The organism is Brevibacillus sp. HB1.3 (assembly GCF_013186635.1).
In the GTDB taxonomy this organism is placed as follows: domain Bacteria; phylum Bacillota; class Bacilli; order Brevibacillales; family Brevibacillaceae; genus Brevibacillus; species Brevibacillus brevis_D.
On sequence record NZ_JABMIT010000005.1, the window covers coordinates 372,679 to 389,893 of the forward strand.

The window sequence follows — 17,215 nt, forward strand, 5'->3', positions numbered from 1 at the left end:
CTGTCATTTTACATTATTTTTTATAATCCAAATGTCTCGTCACTTGTTTGTAACTCGTATCTAGTATGATAGAAGGGCAGGAAAACAGGGCACTGCATCGCCCTTGTTGTTAGCGCTTACAAAAATCCTTTATTTTTTCATGGTGGGAGTGATCGTCATGGCCAAAATTTACACTTCTTACACGGACATCGTGGCTGATATTCACGATGGTGCCACTTTATTAGTGGGCGGCTTCGGTCTGGTAGGAATTCCGGAAAATCTGATTATTGCCCTGCGAGACAAAGCAGTGAAAAACTTGACAGTTGTCTCAAATAACTGTGGGGTAGATGATTGGGGACTCGGTCTCCTTTTACGTGAAAAGCAAATCAAAAAAATGGTCTCCTCTTATGTGGGTGAAAATAAGGAATTCGAGCGTCAATTTTTGTCCGGTGAGCTCGAAGTCGAGTTGACGCCACAAGGGACGCTGGCGGAGAGAATTCGTGCAGGTGGAGCTGGCATTCCGGCATTCTATACCCCTGCCGGAGTCGGCACACCTATCGCTGAAGGCCGGGAAACGCGCGATTTCGCAGGGAAAGAGTACCTGCTTGAGTATGGCATCACGGGGGATTTCGCACTGATCAAGGCGTGGAAGGCTGACAAGATGGGCAATCTCGTCTTCCGCAAAACAGCCCAAAACTTCAATCCGATGATGGCAGCAGCCGGAAAAATCACCATCGTCGAGGTGGAAGAAATCGTAGAGACAGGTGAACTAGACCCTGAGCATATTCACACACCAAGTGTTTATGTGCAACGTGTGATACAGGCACCTTCATTCGAGAAACGCATCGAACGACGCACAGTCCGCTCATAGAGAGCAACAGAGAGAATCGGATTACATTCAAGGGAGGAAAACACAGATGTCACTTACACGTGAGCAAATCGCCACTCGTGCCGCCGGGGAAATAGAAGATGGCTTTTACGTAAACTTGGGGATCGGAATGCCCACGCTCGTCGCTAACTACATCCCGGAAGGAAAAACGGTCGTTCTGCAATCGGAAAACGGCTTGCTCGGAATTGGCCCTTACCCGACGGAGGAAAACCTCGATCCTGATCTCATCAACGCCGGAAAAGAAACCGTTACCGCTATTCCAGGTGCGGCCTACTTCTCCAGTGCTGAATCGTTTGCGATGATTCGCGGCGGCCATATCGACCTCGCTATTTTGGGGGCGATGGAGGTTTCTGCTGCGGGTGATCTCGCAAACTGGATGATTCCTGGAAAAATGGTCAAGGGCATGGGCGGTGCCATGGATCTCGTCCACGGCGCAAAAAAAATCGTCGTCATCATGGATCATGTCAACAAGCATGGTGAGACAAAAATCTTGAATGAATGTGCTCTGCCACTTACCGGCAAGAAGGTTGTCAACCGTATCATTACGGACAGAGCTGTCATGGACGTGACACCAGACGGGCTCGTCCTCGTCGAAGTAGCAGAAGGCTATACAGTGGAAGATATCCAAGCCTGCACGCAGCCTACGCTACTTATCTCTCCAGAACTGAAAACGATTGGGCTGTAACCTTTTTTTCAGGGACAGAACCCCGTTAGTGAATAGCCGACTTCATCGCAGCTGCGTGAAGTCGCTTTTTCTTTCTTTTTTTGCTTGGTGTGGGCACACTTGAGCGGTCGCCTCCTTCTCACCTTTTCGTATATAATATGGATGATCCATCAAATTTCCCAGTATCTGAGAGGAAGAGATTCCATGTCAGGAACAGTCGGTTGCTTACTCATCCATGGATTTGCCGGAGACATCAACGACATACTCCCACTCGCCAAAAAGCTCCGCGAGGCTGGCTATCAGGTGGAATGCCCTACCTTGGAGGGACATGGGACTACTCGTCGTCACATGGCAAAAAGCACCCGCCACGACTGGCTTCGCTCGGCAGAAGAAGGCTACAAGCGACTGGCCATGCGCGCTGACACCATCGTGGTCATCGGATTTTCCATGGGGGGGCTTCTCGCTTTTCACTTGACGACGAAATACCATGTCGCCCTGCTAATTACCATCAACACTCCTTATAAATATTGGGATGTCAAAGAAGCGATGCACTATTTGCGCGAGGATTTCTCTACCCACTCCAAACGCTACATACATGGCATCAGCAGAATCCCTATTAGCAGCATGCTGCAATTTCGCAGGCTGCTGGCAGAAACGAAGCCGCTTCTGCCTCAAATTACGACCCCTTACGTCCTGCTGCAAGCAAGGCGAGACGATACTGTACACGCCGTAAGCGCCCAAATACTCGCAACCAGTGTAGACGAATCTGCCTCCCCGCAAATCACCTGGTACGAGCATTCGAACCATATGCTGCTGCATGGTCCGGATAAGGAGGCAGCCATTGCTCACGTCATGACAACCATCAAGAAGCGCTTTCCATCTTGACCAACTTTAGTTGCCACAGCCATACAAGACCAACCAGAAGCAAGATCATCGCTATTCCGATGTACACCAGACCAAGACCTACGTGTTCATCCAGCCAGAAAGCAAGGAGCGGCCCCAGCGCCGCCCCCAGATCGCTTACAACTGAATACTGTGTCATTACCCCTTGGCTGTTGGCCTGCCTCGCAGCTTCATCTGCCGCAAGAGTATCCATCACAGTTGTGATAATCGTCGCAGTTAACTGGATGCCGAATAAAATCGCAAACCATAGCACAAGCGAAGATGTTGCTTGCAACGTAGCAAACAAAACGGCAGCAACTAGCAACGTCCAGATGAATAGATTCGTCCGACCATGCCTGTCCGACAATTTGCCTACCAATGGGGCAGCCCACGGCTCCCACCCCCAGCGAATGCCTTGGATCACGCTCGCAATCACTGCTGCCCCCAGCACGACTCCGCCAATCATGATGAGCGGTTCACGTACTTCGATCACTCTGCTTAGTGTGGAGGTAAACACCCCCTGGTACACCATCGTGACGAGCAATCCCGTCATCAGCGTCAACAGCACCTGCGCCTGACTCCACAAGCGTTTTCCTGTATCCATCTGCTTCACGTCTTTCGGATGCTGACTGGTAAAGGAAGGACGTATATAGCGAAAAATAAGAATGAATGCTAACAAGGAAGGCACCGCAAGTGCGATGGAGGCAACAGAAAGCCCGTACCAAGAGGCCAGCAGCGCTCCGACCAGCATGCCGCCAAGACTGCCCAATCGATACAGTCCGTTGTACAAGCCCATGAGCTGCCCGCGATTATGCCTTTCGGAAACACCCACGATCAGGGAAAACGCACCTAATCTTAAAAATGTCCAAGCTACTCCCCACAAGCATCGCATCACAAGCCACAGCCAAAAGCCTTCCAAGCTGTACGAAAGTGTCGTTAGAAAAGCCAGCACCACTGCCACAATCAAACCCGTGCGTCCGCCCGAGCGCTCATACCATTTTCCAACAAGAGGGCCGAGTGGTACACGGATGAATCGGTTCACCGCAAGCAATACCCCTACTTCCCACAGCGATGTTAATCCTGCCTCCTTCCAAAAAAGAGGAAGCACCACATACAGCATCGAATCCCCTATCATGCATAATGCTGTCACCAGTGCGACTGCCACGACTTGTGTCTTTCCACTGACTTCTCTCATCTCCTGATCCTTCTCTCTACCCGTTTTTACGTCTTTCTGAGCTATACCTTACGCGTAATCACTCATCATTTCTAATACATCTTTCTCTATCACTCATAAACAAAAGTTATGAATTGAGGTACAGGATGAACTTACATGCTCTCCGCATTTTCGTAGAAGTAGCGTCACGAGGCAGTGTCACCGAAGCAGCAATCGCACTCTCAATCAGCCAGCCTGCCGTAAGTGCCCAAATCCGCAAGCTTGAAAAGGAATTGGACATGACCTTGCTCATCCCGGATGGTCGCGGCATTTCTCTCACCTATGAGGGGCGCTTTCTTTTTGAAAAAGCACGCCGCATTTACGACTGGGAACGCGAAATCGAATCACATCTGACAGAAATCAAACAAGGGAAAAAAGGACGACTAAGGATTGCCTCTACCTATCTCCCCTCCCATTATCTCGTGCCACAGTGGCTGGCTCAGTACAAGCGCGAATATGAAGGAGTCGATGTGGAAATTCGCACGCGTAATTCCATGCAATCGATTGAACTGCTTCTTAGCTGTGAGGTCGATGTGGCTGTTGTTATCAAGGAATCGTGGGATGAGCTGCCTATCAATCGGCATCATCTGATGGATGTATCCTATTGGTTTATTTTGCCCGCCCATCATCCGCTTGCAGGAAAAGAGATCCGTATGGAGCAGCTCGTGGAGGAACCCTTTTTGTTGCGGGAGCAAGGCAGCTCTACCCGCGATTGGCTTTTTACCCTTTGTCGCGAGCATGGTGTGAAACGTCCGCAGATCGGTATGCAGTATCACGGACTGGTCGAATCTATCCAATCCGTTCGTGCGGGATATGGGACGATGTTGGCTCCTGCTCTGGCCGTTCGGGATATAGTAGAGCGTGGGGAGGTCGGGCGTGTAACTGTGCCCGGGGTAGAGATCAAGCGTCCCTTGTATGTCTGTACGCGTGACGATGAGACAGAGCAGCGGCCTGTTGTCGCTCAGTTTCTGGAGATGGTGAAGCGTGAGAAACTGACTTGAAACTATGGCGAATCAAAACAAAGAAGAGGCTTTTCCTCAAAAGGAAGGCCTCTTTTTTTGCGCAATGCTTATGGGAATACAATCGTCTTGTTACCGTACACCAGCACCCGATCCTCCAGATGCCAACGAACTGCACGTGCCAGCACCGTACGCTCTACCTGACGTCCCAGCTGCTTCAGTGTCTCGACGTCTTCCTGATGCGATACACGTTGAACGTCTTGCTCGATAATCGGTCCTGCGTCCAGCTCTTCCGTGACGTAATGCGCAGTCGCTCCGATCAGCTTCACGCCGCGACGATACGCCTGCTCGTAAGGCTTCGCTCCGACAAAGGCTGGGAGGAAGGAATGGTGGATATTGATAATCCGCATCGCGTAGTCCTCCAAAAAGCGCGGGGACAAAATCTGCATGTAGCGAGCCAGAACGATCAGATCGACGCCCTCTGCTGCCGCAATCTGCTCTTCTTCTGCCTGCGGCTTGTTATCCTTCGTGACTGGAATACAACGATACGGAATACCGAAGGACTCGACAGTCTCCTGCATGTCAGGATGGTTGCTGACGACAACCGCGATATCCGCGAACAGCTCACCGGACTTCCAGCGCCACAAGAGCTCCAAAAGACAGTGATCCTCTTTGGAAACAAACAACGCAACCTTTTTGCGCTTGTTCGCTTCGACCAGCGACCATTCCATGCCAAAGCTCTCGGCTACTGGGCTGAATGCTTGCTTGATCTCTTCACAGCGCTCGTCCAGATTGATGAGATCGAATTCAATGCGCATAAAGAACCGGCCTGTTTCCGGATCGGTCGTGTACTGGTCAGATTGAACGATGTTGGCCCCTTGTTGGAACAAGAAGTTCGACACCGCCGCGACGATACCCGCGCGATCCGGGCAAGAAATCAGCATGCGCGCACGATCTTTGTTTTTCTCTCGATACGCGAGCCATTCTCTCTCTGATAACAATTGCATGGTTTACTCTCCTCCAAAAAACAGCAAAAAGTTGTTTGCAATTATACCATTCCCAGAAGGGATTTCTATACCCAAATAGAGAGAAAAATGTTCACTTATCGATAAAAATTTTTAGATAGAGTGATTTCCTATCCCGTTAAGCAAAATATCTACGGTCAGGGCGATTTGCTCATCGTCGCTGAACTGCGTAAATTCATCGTTATCCAAAACTTGCCGGAACAAAACAAGCCCGATCATCGAGGACAGGATCGCCCGAAAGACGGCCTGTGTCGGGAGCGGACGCAATTCGCCGACCTCTACCTTTGCCTCGATCAGCTTATTTGCCATCTCCTTCACACCCGTGAAAACGGTAGCGATCAGTGCTTCCCTGATTTCGTCATGGAAAAAAGCTTCTTGCAGCAAAATCCGAATATGCTTTTCATTTGCCAGCACCAGATCGATCCGGTTTCGGTACAGCTCTGTCACGATTTGGGAAAATGTTTTATGATTCTGCTCTTTGAAGATCTCACGAACATCTTTCAAGATAAACGGCGCCGCGAATTTGACCAATACAGGTGCAACGACGGCGAGTAAAATATCCTTTTTCGATTTATAGTGGCGAAAAATCGTTCCTTCGGCCACTCCTGCTTCTTTGGCAATTTCAGAGGTGGAGCTGGCATGGAAGCCTTTTTCAGCGAACAGCTTCACTGATGCACGCAAAATATTGCGCTGCTTCTCCGTCATCTCACTCTCATCTTTCAACTCTTCTACATATTGCAACAGGCCTTCTACAAATGTTGGCGGCTTGTTCATCACCCATTACGCTCCTCTTATTCGATCTTCTTGCGGAATCGCAGGATAGCGACGGTCAGGATCAAGAGACAAAAGCTGCTCATTCCGACGACATCCTTCCAGAGCGCATCGATGCCCACGCCCTTTAAGAAAATTCCCCGCAGGATTTCCAGAAAATAGGTCAACGGGACGAGCCCGCCTAACCATTGTATCACGAGCGGCATCGAATCGCGCGGGAACATAAAGCCGGAGAGAAGCACGCTAGGCAGGATAAAGGCGAATGCCATTTGCATCGCTTGAAGCTGGGTCTTTGCCACCGTAGAAATGAAAATGCCCAAGAGAAGCGTCGTCACCAAAAACAAAACAGACAAAGTCACCAAAAGCGAAATGCTGCCTTTGACGGGGACTCCGAACCAATACGTTCCAACCAATAGCACCAGACAAAACGAGAAGAGACCTACACCTACATAGGGGGTAATTTTGCCAAGCATCAGCTCCAATGGGCGTATCGGCGTCACGATTAACTGTTCCATCGTTCCCCGCTCCTTCTCTCGTACGAGGGAAAACGCCGTCAAAATCATCGTGACGTTTTGCATAATCAAGCCGATCAAGCCGGGAATATTGAAGACAATACTCTCCATATTGGGGTTAAACAGTACACGTGTATCCAAGCCGAGTGGCTGTTCCAGCTCCCCCAAGCCTTGTTTTTGCAGCTTCATTTCCTGCAACGTGATCGCTTGATGCTGGACGATCAACTGGGCTTGAGAGGTCGCAGTCCGGGCGATATTCGGATCGGAACCATTAATGAGCATCTGCACGTCTATCGGCTCATTTCGATCACGCTTGCGGGTGTAGTCTGGCCCGATAATGAGCGCTACATTTACGGAGCCATCGTCTAGCATGGCTTCGATCTCCTTGTAGCTACTTACATGGGCTGCCACTTCGAATACATGCGTATGGACGAACTGATCTACCAGCTCTCTACTGGCAGCAGAAGGGCTTTGATTCCAGACAGCCATCTGGATGTCATTCACGTCTGTATTGACAGCATATCCGAACAAAAACAACAGCATCAGCGGCATGACCAGTGCAATCGCTAAACTGGGACGATCCCGTTTGATTTGGATGACTTCCTTTTTCACGACAGACCAGTAACGCTCCCAGACAAAATGCCTCATCGGACTCCCTCCTCCGCCGCCTGTCTGGCTTCCTCCTGCCTAACCAGATCGATGAAGACATCCTCCAGATTGCTTACTCCCATACGATCAATCAACGCTTGTGGAGTGCCTTCCGCCAGCAGATTACCGAAAAAGATAAAGCCGATCCAATCGCAAGTCTGCGCCTCATCCATGTAATGTGTGGTCACCAGCACGGTGATCCCCTGTCTCGCCAGCTCATGAATCACGTCCCAAAAAATCCGGCGGGAAACAGGATCGACTCCTGCTGTCGGTTCGTCCAAAATCAACAGCTCCGGCTTGTGCAAAAGAGCGCAGGAGAGCGCGAGGCGTTGCTTCCATCCCCCTGACAGCGATCCCGCAAGCTGCTTTTCCCTGCCTGTCAGGCCTGCCATCTCAATCAACTCCGCTTTCCGCTCCTTGCGTTCTGCTGCACCTAATCGATAAACCCCGGCATAAAAATCGAGATTCTCTTCCACTGTCAAATCTTCATACAGGCTGAACTTTTGTGACATATACCCGATCCTCTGCTTAATTTCCTCGCTCTGTGTCATGACATCGAAGCCAAGAACCGTCCCCTTTCCCGTCGTCGGGGTTAGCAAACCACAAAGCATCCGGATTGTGGTCGATTTCCCTGAGCCATTCGGACCCAAAAAACCGTAAATCGAACCTCGCGGAACTGTCAGCGTCAAGCTGTTCACGGCTACTCGATCTCCAAAACGCTTCGTCAACTGCTCGCATTGGATAGCGGCGTTCATTGCCCTCCCTCCTCGTCTGCCAGCAGCACATCGGCAGGCATACCTGGTTTGATTTTGTCGAGTCCCTCTGTGATGTGTATCGTAACAGCGAACACAAGCTTGGTGCGTTCATCAGGTGTTTGTACATTCTTCGGCGTGAATTCTGCTTTTTCCGAGATGCGACTGATCGTTCCTGTAAACGTCTCTTCCGGATAGGCATCTACCTTGATGCCAACCTCCTGCCCTTTTTTCACCCGATTCAATTGTGCTTCCGGGATGTACACGACGAGCTCAAGCTGATCTAGCTTCATCATCGTAAACAAGGTGGCACCTGTTTTTGCTACTTCCCCCTGTTCGATAGAAGAGCGCAAGAGAGTACCGTCGTCGGTTGCCGTAATCTTGGACTTTTCCAACTGCAATAAGGCTTGATCCAGTTTCGCTTTCGCCTGCTGCTGGGCGGCGAGCAGTGCCCGAATCGCGTAATCAGTACTTCCTTCCTTCACCTGGTCGAGATCTGCCTGCGCTGCGGCTTGCGCGGCTTGTGCTGTACCGATTTGGGCCACAGCAGCGGCGATGTCTTCTTGTGCAGAACGGTACTGTGCCTGTGTCTGCGCTACTTGTGCGGCCCATTGATCTGCCTGCGTTTTTGCCTGATTCACTGCTTCTTTTTGCGTGTCGAGGTCTTTGGCAGAGATCGCTCCTTTTTCGAAGAGCGCTGTTGCTTCCTCGAGTCGTTTTTGTTGATACAACAAGGTCTGCTGCGCCCCCTGCCATTGCGATTCTGCCTGCGTCATCTGCTCAGCAGCACGTGCTTTTCCTGCTTCTGCCTGATTTTTTCTCGCTTGGGCCAGTTGGACATTCGCATTTGCTTGCTGGACGTTGGCCATGCTTCTTTGGATTGTCGTGTCACGTGAACCCGCTCTCGCCTCTTCTAGTTTGGCTGTCGCCTGGTCCAATGCTGCCTGTGCTTCTGCCACAGTCATTTGGTAGCTTCGTTTATCGATTTGGGCCAGCACTTGTCCTTTTTTTACTGTACTTCCCTCTTCTGCCGTAACGTTTGTCACCAATCCGCCTACTTCAGCTACGATCGGCAGCTCGATGGCCTCGATTGTGCCAGACAGAGACGAATGATTTTCCGCTGTCCAATTGCAGCCCGACAAAACCAATAAGAGTCCACCGATACAAATGGAGCGAACAACTGGTTTCATAAACGCTTCCCCCTACCTACGTAATGGAGTGAGTAATCACTTTCTTTTTATGAGTAAAAAAACAAGCCATAGAAATAGGCTCGAGATGAGCTTTCTAGTTTAGCGAGTGATTACTCACTTTTAATTGTGAGTATATGCTCCTCTTTTACGAAATGCAATTCCTTTTTCTACAATGCGCAATTGAAAAGAAATCCTGTCTGATTATTCATGCTATGATGAAGACAAGCTAGACTAGTCCGTTGGCATCGGGTATCAGATACCGTCGGGATGGAAATGATTAGGAGCATCAGGTTATAAACTACCATGTAGGGAGTGGAACATGTCTATGATGATTAGCAAAGTCGGTCAAATCATGTTGTATGTCAATAACCAGGATCAAGCAGTGAACTTTTGGACCGAAAAACTAGGGTTTCGTGTGGTTTCAGAAGAGAAGAACGGTGAAATGAGATGGATTGAAATTGCTCCCGCACAAGGTGCTGAAACAAGCATCGTTCTGCACAATAAGGAATTCGTAGCGAAAATGTCGCCCGGAATGAATCTTGGCACTCCTTCGCTCCTGTTCTTTTCGGAAAATATCGAGGAATTGCGTAACGACCTTATGAATAAAAATGTAAAGGTTGGAGACATCGTCACGATGCCTTCGGGCCGTGTCTTTAACTTCGCAGACGATGAAGAAAATTACTTCGCTATTCTGGAGAAAAAGTAAACAGAAGAAGGCGGCTGACTTGAATGGTCGGCCGCCTTTTGTTTCATGCTTTTGTTTCATGCCCTTTAGTCGAACTTTAATTTGGACAGTGCGTCTTTCAACGCTGAGTTGATTCCTTCGTCCGGCTCCTTGTCTTGCCCCTTCAAATACTTGGCTACTTCTTTCTTCGAAACCTTGCTGCCCTTTTCCTTGTCGCGACGTTCCTGGAAGGTCTTCAGTTTTTCCTTGTGCCCACAACCGCAGACAAAGGTTTGTCCTTCCCCTTCTCCGCGCAGCTCCAATCTTTTGTGGCATTTTGGACATCTGGCATTGGTTTGCTTGGCAATGCTTTTGCGATAGCCGCATTCCCGGTCCTGGCATACCTGCATTTTGCCGCGCTTTCCGTTTACCTCCAGCAAAAACTTGTTACACTCCGGGCATCTGCTTCTGGTCACGTTGTCGTGCCGGAAAGTCTGATCGCTGTTCTTGATCTGTTGGACGACTTCTTTGGCGTACGTCTTCATCTCTTCGATAAACGCTCGCTTGTTCAAGCTTCCTTTGGCGATGGCACCAAGCTTTTGCTCCCATTGGGCGGTCAAGGTCGGCGATTGCATTTCATCCGGGACTAGCTCTAGCAATTGCTTGGCTTTTGCGGTGACAAAAATATGCTTGCCGCGCTTCTCTAGCAAAAAGCTGTTGAACAGCTTCTCAATCACATCTGCGCGGGTTGCTACCGTACCAAGTCCGCCCGTTTCCCCAATCGTTTTGATCAAATCCTTGCTCTCGTTTGCCATGTATTTCGCCGGGTTTTCCATCGCAGACAGCAGGCTCGCTTCTGTGAAAGGCTCTGGCGGCTTCGTCTCGCCCTTGGTTTGGGAAATCGACTGGATTTGCAAGCGATCTCCTTTGGCAAGAGAAGGCAGGATTTGTTCCTTTACGCCGTCCTTCGCATCGTCTTCTTCTACATCGTGGTCATACGCCTCTCTCCAGCCTTGGGAGAGCACGGTTTTTCCTTTTGCCAGGAATGTTTCATTCCCGATTTTCGCCTGGATGGTCGTTTGCTCGTATTCGAACGCAGGTAACAAAACGGCCAGGAAACGCTTCACGATGAGGTCGAAAATCTTGCGTTCCTTATCGCTCAAATCACCGAGAAAAACAGCCTGCTCCGTCGGGATAATCGCATGGTGGTCAGATACTTTGCTGTCATCCACGAACGATTTGTTCGCTTTGATCGGCGCACGCAGGATTCTGGCGGCGAGGGGCGCATATGGCTTCATTTGGACAGCCTTGATTCGATCCGGCAGCGTCTCGACGATATCAGCAGAGAGATAGCGAGAGTCTGTTCGTGGGTATGTCACTGCCTTGTGATGTTCATATAGCCCTTGCATGATGGACAGTGTCTGTTTTGGCGAATAGCCAAACATCCGGTTGGCATCCCGTTGCAGCTCCGTCAAATCGTACAGCTGTGGTGCATACGTCTTTTTGTTCGCACGGGTAATCTCGATAACCTCTGCATTTTTCTCCTGTTTAAGAGCGGCTATTAGCTGATCAGCCTTTTCCTTGGAAAAGGTTTTGAAATCCTTCGTTTGCTGATCCTGCCATTGGAGCTGAATCGGACCTTGGGCCACCGCAGACAGTCCGTAAAACGGCTTGGGCGTAAAGCGACGAATCTCCTCTTCTCGCGTTGCCACAATGGCAAGTGTTGGCGTCTGGACACGACCACATGAAAGCTGGGCGTTATGCTTGCACGTCAAGGCGCGGGTGGCATTGATTCCAACGAGCCAGTCGGCTTCTGCACGAGCAGCAGCGGAGGCAAACAAGTTTTCATAGTTTTTGCCGTCCTTTAGATTGCGGAAGCCCTCACGGATTGCCTTATCTGTCACTGAGGAAATCCACAGACGCTTGATCGGTTTATTCACGTGAACCAGCTCGAGAATCCACCGGGCTACGAGCTCTCCTTCACGTCCTGCATCCGTCGCAATGACGATCTGCCCAACATCGTTGCGTCTCAATTGTTGTTTGACGACTTGGAATTGCCTGTTGCTTTCCTTGATCACGACCAAGCGCAATGGGGACGGCATAATCGGCAAATCCTCGATTCGCCAGGAGCTGAATTGCTGCCCGTACGCTTCAGGATCAGCGAGAGTGACCAAATGCCCGAGCGCCCACGTTACAATGTATTTATCTCCCTCAAAAAAGCCGTTTCCTTTTTTGTGACACTGCAATACTTTGGCAATGTCTCGTCCAACCGAAGGCTTTTCTGCCAGTACAACTGTTTTACTCATGTACGACATCCTTTCAAACCAATTCAACACTCTGATATCCATTGTAAACAAAAAGCAGGAAGAAGGGGCTAGAAATGTGCAAGCTCACAAATTGGAAAAAACTTCATACGGGTTCTTGACCATTACGTAACGTAACGGTTTATAGTGAAGTTACCGGTGAAACGCTAGCGATCAAGAAAGGGGCTGATCATGAAAAGTCATTGGAAAGTCGGAGAACTTGCGAAAATCGCGGGAATTACGATACGGACTTTACGTTTTTACGATCAGATAGGCTTGTTTTCACCATCCGGCTATTCGCCATCCGGATACAGACTCTACACCGAAAAGGACATTTCACGCCTACAGCAAATTTTGTCCTTAAAGGAGTTGGGGCTATCGCTGGAGCAGATTAAAGCCGTTATGGCCGGAGACCAGCTCAGCCTGTCAGACATTGTTTCCATTCAAATAGACAGCCTGAAAGAAAGTATCCGCATGCAGCAGAAACTCTTGCATGAGCTTGAGAATGTGTCGAGTCGGATGCAAAGAAACGAACCGTTTACCGTTGAGCATTTCATGAACATCATACGAACGATGAGAATGAAGCATGAGAAATTTTTCGCCGAGAGAAAATCGAGTATGGATCGCCACCTCGACCGACTTGGTGAATATTTAGATGAGCATCCGGATGAGCCCGGATAAGGAGGTTTCGACTGTGAGTGAAAGATCAGCCAAACATTCCACATTTGTCATTGAAAGGAACTATAAGCATTCCCCTGCTCGTGTATTCGCTGCATGGGCGGGTCAAGCAGCGAAAGCCAGTTGGTTTCCTAAAGCCGAAGAGTTCGACTTCCGCGTCGGCGGACGCGAATTCAATCGTGGTGGTCCGCCTGGGGGACCCGTTTACACATTCGATGCCTGCTATCAGGAAATCGTTCAGAATAGGCGAATTGTATACTCTTACACGCTGGACATAGAAGACAAGCGGATGTCTGTCTCCGTGACGACGGTAGAATTCGATTCCGTAGACGGCGGCACGCGCTTGATCTATACCGAGCAGGGCGTTTTTCTGGATGGTCTCGATACGCCTGAACAGCGTGAGCACGGAACAAAGGTAATGTTGGATCGGCTCGGAGAGGTTCTCGACGCCCAATGAAAGCTGCTGCGCTTGAATCGAGTCACCGGGCCGGTTTGAACGAATGGATTGGACTTGCCGTGCTTTCATTGCCTGCACTGCTCGTTTCAATAGACTTGTCGGTCATGATTCTCGCACTTCCTCACATAAGTATCTCTATCGGCGCTGCCAGTACAGAACAGCTCTGGATCATGGACATATACGGCTTCATGCTCTCGGGGTTTCTGATCACGATGGGCTCGCTCGGAGATCGGCTCGGACACCGTAAGCTGCTGATGTTCGGAGCAGGGGCATTCGGTTTGGCTTCGGTGTTGGCCGCTTACTCCAGCACCTCTGGGATGCTGATTGCAGCACGGGCGCTGCTTGGCATAGCCGGAGCAACGGTATCGCCTTCGTCCCTGGCCTTGATTAGCAATATGTTCCGCGATCATAAGCAGCGTTCCCTCGCCATAGGCATATGGTTCATGTGCTCCATGGGAGGCATGGCGCTTGGCCCAGTAGTTGGCGGGATGATGCTGGAGCATTTTTCATGGGGTTCGATTTTTCTACTCGGCGTTCCAGTCATGGCGCTGCTGTTGTTGACTGCAACCCATCTTCTGCCCGAATATCGGGATCCTGCACCTGGTCATTTGGATATGACTAGCGTCATGCTGTCGATGTGCACCATTCTGCCGACAATATACGGCCTAAAGGAAATCGCTAAGCAAGGTCTACATTTCCTGCCGCTCATTGCTATCGTGGCTGGCGTTGTTTTCGGAACGTTATTCGTAAGACGGCAGCAACGGTTGGACAGTCCGCTAATAGATATGCGCCTATTCGCAAACCCAGCCTTCAGCTCAGCACTGGGCGGCTTGTTCGGCATCACTTTGACAGGTGCTTCCATGTTCTTCATTGCACAGCAGCTTCAATTCGTGGAAGGACTATCGCCGCTTGCAGCAGCGATGTGCATGCTTCCGGGAGTGATTGCATCGATGGCAGGCATGTTGCTGTCGCCGATCATCGCTCGGCGGGTCCGACCGTCGCTTCTTATCGGGGCAGGCCTTGTCGTCTCGGCGACTGGTTGTATTCTGCTGTCCCAAGTAGAGGTGGGATCCGGGCTCTCAACCCTGATCGTCGGTTATATCTTTTTTAATATAGGAGCCGCCCCGTTTGCGAGCTTGTCCAGCGATATCATTATCGGCTCAGCCCCGCCTGCAAAAGCAGGTTCGGCGGCGTCCTTGCTGCAAACGAGCGGTGAATTCGCATTCGCACTGGGTATTGCTGTATTAGGCAGCATCGGAACATACGTGTACCGCACTCAAATTGCCGGCTTCATACCGGGAGATGTTACGATGTTAACATCCGCAGCCTCCCGCGAAAGTCTCGCTGGAGCAGTCACGACAGCTAAAGCTTTACCCGAACCTATTGGTTCAACACTTCTTCATGGCGCCCAGATAGCATTTACCGACAGCATGCATGCTGTTGTGAGCATTAGTGGCGTGCTCATGATCGCTATCGCCATACTCACTGTGATCAAGCTTCGGCATATCCCCCCCATCGGGCAGAGAACACCAGGTGAGATGTAATGATCCGTGGCAGTCTAGGACTTTATTTTCCCGTCCCAGACTGCCGCTGTCTCTCAAACAAACCGCACCAACCTTCTTACTACTTATACAGTGCCGCAAGCTCCGTGCTAATGTACGTACCGACCTGCTCCCCACGACAAATCTACGCCGTGCTTCGCGACCAAAAGGGCGTCCGCCCCTACCTCGAGCGCTCGCTGAACAGCGGGATAGTCACAAAAAAGGAAAAAAGGGCCCTCTCTGGGAGAGAGACACCCCTTCTATCTTTACATTTCACCCTATACACTTGTCGCCCTTTAATATAGCAGTCGCAAGTTTCAATCCAATCTTCACTGATTTTTTCTACTCAAACTCTATTGAAATGTCACCTAATTCAAGATCAATTGGTTCTGGATCCTCAGGAATGGCCCCTGAATCAGATGGGGTGCCTGTTGAAAACACGGAAAAATATTTATAGCTTTCATTCCCTAATGTATCCTTTACTGCTCCTTGGGCTACATCTAAGTAGTACTCTACATTATTTTTTAAAGGCTCTTTCGGTTGGATCGTTACAGTGTCATTACTGACAGTAAAAGTTGCAGGAACCTTCGCACCATTGTCATTCATTAATAGGAATTTCTTTGTTCCACTTATCACTTTGCGATCATACTTAATTGTAATAACCGCATCTACATCCACTTTTGTTTCCTCTCCATACGGCTTTACATCGATTACTATAGGCGCTTCGTTGTTGCTGGTCACAAACTGTAATAAATACTTATCGATTGATTTAGTAGAATCAATGGTGCTTACAATTGCTCCTTTGTCAATCTCGATCGCATATTTCGTATTGGATTCCAAAGTCTTGTCAGGACGAATATAGAGTGTGTTATTTCTAATCTCCAATTTTCCGCTGACTGGTGATTTTCCTTCAACCTTATAGAGAGATACTACTGTTGACGGATCATTGTCAAAAGTAATTGGCACCAGGAATGTTAGCGCAGGTCGAATGTTTGTAGGAACATCTGTCTGCGCAATAATAGGATTAGAAACTGATACGAACACATCCCCACGTTTTGGAAAACTGATTAGGTTGTCGGAAATATACGTGCTATCGAGTTGGTATTCACTTTTGAATTTCGCGTCATTTTCCTCTAGCTGCTCATCATCAAGGAACTGATTCGGTACACCAAGCTCTTCTTTCTCCGATTTTGCTGATACGCTGTTGCTGTTTAGCGTTAAACTGAACATGAGTGTTACTGCGAGTAAGGATTGAACTAATCTCTTCATACTTCTCCTCCTACATGGTTTGTTTGTTCATAAAAATCGTATTTCATTTTTTAGGCGTAACATACAGTTTTTTACACGAAATAAAAATATGGTTATTTTGGACTAGGACAAGCTCCGAGCCTCCGACTCCACTCCAAAAAGCGGTACGTCGACCAAAAAAAGAACGAAAGCCACAACCGCCTTCGTTCTTCCATACGTTTATGCAAAAAAATTCGGAAAGTCAAAGTCATCCCGTTTGCCCGACAAAATATTTCGTAATAAAAGATCAGCGGTCTCAGAAGCAAACTGATGATACTCGCTCGTGATAACGCCTTTTTTCAATGCCTCATCGAGTTCATCCTGATCAAGCAGATATACTTCTCCTGTCGGCAGTACCACGATGTCGAGGTACAAATCGTCATACCAGATATGCCCGTTCTCATCCTTGCCATGTCCCCGGCAAATATCGATATACCACTGCACGGTATTCCCTAACTCATCCATCATTTTCGTAACGGCATAGGCTTGTCCATGGGGAAAATACTGCAAGTACACATATCCTCTATCGCCCACACACAGTAGTTGATCCCCGACAGGCATGTAGGCAGGCTCACTTACTTCGTCCAGAGTCAGGCGGACAGTGTACCCTGAGAAAGATAAAGATTCTACCCATTTTTGCTGGTAGCCCAATCGCTTCACGCGTCTCCAACCAGGTCGATCTGCTCGTTTTCGTTTCATAGCCTGCCCTCCCTCGTCGTTTTGGTTGTTTTTACTCTACCATGAATAGGATCGTTTTGTCAGATAGCAAACAAAGACATGCTCACGTAGAACATGCCTAAA

The 17,215-nt window shown here is 49.3% G+C and carries 17 protein-coding genes; 8 read left to right on the plus strand and 9 right to left on the minus strand.

Annotation, left to right across the window (positions count from 1 at the left end; genetic code table 11):
- Window positions 1-157: 157 nt before the first annotated feature.
- The 3 genes from HPY31_RS14710 (at window position 158) to HPY31_RS14720 (ending at window position 2,417) form a co-directional block, all read left to right on the plus strand.
- Window positions 158-850 carry a CoA transferase subunit A gene (locus HPY31_RS14710; protein WP_015893185.1) on the plus strand — a complete coding sequence of 231 codons (693 nt, stop codon included), beginning with the start codon at window positions 158-160 and terminating at the stop codon, window positions 848-850.
- Window positions 851-896: 46 nt separating this feature from the next.
- A complete protein-coding gene (locus tag HPY31_RS14715; RefSeq protein WP_015893186.1) occupies window positions 897-1,553 on the plus strand; it encodes a CoA transferase subunit B in 657 nt (218 codons plus the stop codon).
- Window positions 1,554-1,652: 99 nt separating this feature from the next.
- Complete coding sequence (locus HPY31_RS14720) at window positions 1,653-2,417, plus strand: alpha/beta hydrolase (protein ID WP_172141312.1); 765 nt, start codon at window positions 1,653-1,655, stop codon at window positions 2,415-2,417.
- On the opposite strand, the gene HPY31_RS14725 is transcribed toward HPY31_RS14720, so the two are convergent.
- Window positions 2,395-3,609, minus strand: a complete 1,215-nt coding sequence (locus HPY31_RS14725; protein ID WP_172141313.1) for an MFS transporter — start codon at window positions 3,607-3,609, stop codon at window positions 2,395-2,397. The genes HPY31_RS14720 and HPY31_RS14725 overlap by 23 nt on opposite strands.
- Before the next feature lie 125 nt (window positions 3,610-3,734).
- Between HPY31_RS14725 and HPY31_RS14730 the strand changes: the two genes are divergently transcribed.
- Entirely contained in the window at window positions 3,735-4,628 is an 894-nt protein-coding gene (locus tag HPY31_RS14730) for a LysR family transcriptional regulator (RefSeq protein ID WP_172141314.1), read from the plus strand.
- Between the two features lie 68 nt (window positions 4,629-4,696).
- On the opposite strand, the gene purU is transcribed toward HPY31_RS14730, so the two are convergent.
- The 5 genes from purU to HPY31_RS14755 form a co-directional block, all read right to left on the minus strand.
- A complete protein-coding gene (gene purU / locus HPY31_RS14735; protein WP_015893190.1) occupies window positions 4,697-5,593 on the minus strand; it encodes a formyltetrahydrofolate deformylase in 897 nt (298 codons plus the stop codon).
- A 111-nt stretch (window positions 5,594-5,704) separates the two neighbouring features.
- Window positions 5,705-6,385, minus strand: a complete 681-nt coding sequence (locus HPY31_RS14740; RefSeq protein ID WP_172141315.1) for a TetR/AcrR family transcriptional regulator — start codon at window positions 6,383-6,385, stop codon at window positions 5,705-5,707.
- Between the two features lie 17 nt (window positions 6,386-6,402).
- The gene (locus HPY31_RS14745; RefSeq protein WP_172141316.1) at window positions 6,403-7,542 is read right to left on the minus strand and encodes an ABC transporter permease; all 1,140 of its coding nucleotides are present in this window, start codon (window positions 7,540-7,542) and stop codon (window positions 6,403-6,405) included.
- On the minus strand, window positions 7,539-8,297 hold the full coding sequence (locus HPY31_RS14750) for an ABC transporter ATP-binding protein (protein ID WP_172141317.1): 759 nt from the start codon (window positions 8,295-8,297) through the stop codon (window positions 7,539-7,541). Before HPY31_RS14750 ends, HPY31_RS14745 begins: the two co-directional genes overlap by 4 nt.
- Window positions 8,294-9,484, minus strand: a complete 1,191-nt coding sequence (locus HPY31_RS14755) for an HlyD family secretion protein (protein ID WP_172141318.1) — start codon at window positions 9,482-9,484, stop codon at window positions 8,294-8,296. Before HPY31_RS14755 ends, HPY31_RS14750 begins: the two co-directional genes overlap by 4 nt.
- Before the next feature lie 328 nt (window positions 9,485-9,812).
- Between HPY31_RS14755 and HPY31_RS14760 the strand changes: the two genes are divergently transcribed.
- Window positions 9,813-10,190, plus strand: coding sequence for a VOC family protein (locus HPY31_RS14760; RefSeq protein WP_064201642.1), 378 nt, complete (start codon window positions 9,813-9,815; stop codon window positions 10,188-10,190).
- Window positions 10,191-10,255: 65 nt separating this feature from the next.
- Here the strand turns inward: HPY31_RS14760 and HPY31_RS14765 are convergent, their stop codons facing one another.
- Window positions 10,256-12,454, minus strand: a complete 2,199-nt coding sequence (locus HPY31_RS14765; RefSeq protein WP_172141319.1) for a DNA topoisomerase III — start codon at window positions 12,452-12,454, stop codon at window positions 10,256-10,258.
- A gap of 189 nt (window positions 12,455-12,643) precedes the next feature.
- On the opposite strand from HPY31_RS14765, the gene HPY31_RS14770 reads away from it, so the two are divergent.
- From HPY31_RS14770 to HPY31_RS14780, 3 genes are read left to right on the plus strand one after another with little or no spacing between them, the layout of a single operon-like run.
- On the plus strand, window positions 12,644-13,132 hold the full coding sequence (locus HPY31_RS14770) for a MerR family transcriptional regulator (protein WP_172141320.1): 489 nt from the start codon (window positions 12,644-12,646) through the stop codon (window positions 13,130-13,132).
- Between the two features lie 13 nt (window positions 13,133-13,145).
- Window positions 13,146-13,586 carry an SRPBCC family protein gene (locus HPY31_RS14775; protein WP_172141321.1) on the plus strand — a complete coding sequence of 147 codons (441 nt, stop codon included), beginning with the start codon at window positions 13,146-13,148 and terminating at the stop codon, window positions 13,584-13,586.
- On the plus strand, window positions 13,583-15,130 hold the full coding sequence (locus tag HPY31_RS14780) for an MFS transporter (RefSeq protein ID WP_172141322.1): 1,548 nt from the start codon (window positions 13,583-13,585) through the stop codon (window positions 15,128-15,130). The genes HPY31_RS14775 and HPY31_RS14780 overlap by 4 nt, the downstream gene beginning before the upstream one ends.
- Before the next feature lie 339 nt (window positions 15,131-15,469).
- Here the strand turns inward: HPY31_RS14780 and HPY31_RS14785 are convergent, their stop codons facing one another.
- Window positions 15,470-16,396 carry an Ig-like domain-containing domain gene (locus HPY31_RS14785; RefSeq protein ID WP_172141323.1) on the minus strand — a complete coding sequence of 309 codons (927 nt, stop codon included), beginning with the start codon at window positions 16,394-16,396 and terminating at the stop codon, window positions 15,470-15,472.
- 198 nt (window positions 16,397-16,594) lie between these two features.
- Window positions 16,595-17,113, minus strand: coding sequence for a ribonuclease FAU-1 family protein (locus HPY31_RS14790; protein ID WP_172141324.1), 519 nt, complete (start codon window positions 17,111-17,113; stop codon window positions 16,595-16,597).
- Between the last annotated feature and the right edge of the window lie 102 nt (window positions 17,114-17,215).

Excerpts from the sequence above, each read along its gene's own strand:
- HPY31_RS14710 (WP_015893185.1), top strand. The coding sequence starts at position 158 with ATGGCCAAAATTTACACTTCTTACACGGACATCGTGGCTGATATTCAC.
- HPY31_RS14715 (WP_015893186.1), top strand. The coding sequence starts at position 897 with ATGTCACTTACACGTGAGCAAATCGCCACTCGTGCCGCCGGGGAAATA.
- HPY31_RS14725 (WP_172141313.1), bottom strand. The coding sequence starts at position 3,609 with ATGAGAGAAGTCAGTGGAAAGACACAAGTCGTGGCAGTCGCACTGGTG.
- HPY31_RS14730 (WP_172141314.1), top strand. The coding sequence starts at position 3,735 with ATGAACTTACATGCTCTCCGCATTTTCGTAGAAGTAGCGTCACGAGGC.
- purU (WP_015893190.1), bottom strand. The coding sequence starts at position 5,593 with ATGCAATTGTTATCAGAGAGAGAATGGCTCGCGTATCGAGAGAAAAAC.
- HPY31_RS14740 (WP_172141315.1), bottom strand. The coding sequence starts at position 6,385 with ATGAACAAGCCGCCAACATTTGTAGAAGGCCTGTTGCAATATGTAGAA.
- HPY31_RS14745 (WP_172141316.1), bottom strand. The coding sequence starts at position 7,542 with ATGAGGCATTTTGTCTGGGAGCGTTACTGGTCTGTCGTGAAAAAGGAA.
- HPY31_RS14750 (WP_172141317.1), bottom strand. The coding sequence starts at position 8,297 with ATGAACGCCGCTATCCAATGCGAGCAGTTGACGAAGCGTTTTGGAGAT.
- HPY31_RS14755 (WP_172141318.1), bottom strand. The coding sequence starts at position 9,484 with ATGAAACCAGTTGTTCGCTCCATTTGTATCGGTGGACTCTTATTGGTT.
- HPY31_RS14760 (WP_064201642.1), top strand. The coding sequence starts at position 9,813 with ATGATTAGCAAAGTCGGTCAAATCATGTTGTATGTCAATAACCAGGAT.
- HPY31_RS14765 (WP_172141319.1), bottom strand. The coding sequence starts at position 12,454 with ATGAGTAAAACAGTTGTACTGGCAGAAAAGCCTTCGGTTGGACGAGAC.
- HPY31_RS14770 (WP_172141320.1), top strand. The coding sequence starts at position 12,644 with ATGAAAAGTCATTGGAAAGTCGGAGAACTTGCGAAAATCGCGGGAATT.
- HPY31_RS14780 (WP_172141322.1), top strand. The coding sequence starts at position 13,583 with ATGAAAGCTGCTGCGCTTGAATCGAGTCACCGGGCCGGTTTGAACGAA.
- HPY31_RS14785 (WP_172141323.1), bottom strand. The coding sequence starts at position 16,396 with ATGAAGAGATTAGTTCAATCCTTACTCGCAGTAACACTCATGTTCAGT.
- HPY31_RS14790 (WP_172141324.1), bottom strand. The coding sequence starts at position 17,113 with ATGAAACGAAAACGAGCAGATCGACCTGGTTGGAGACGCGTGAAGCGA.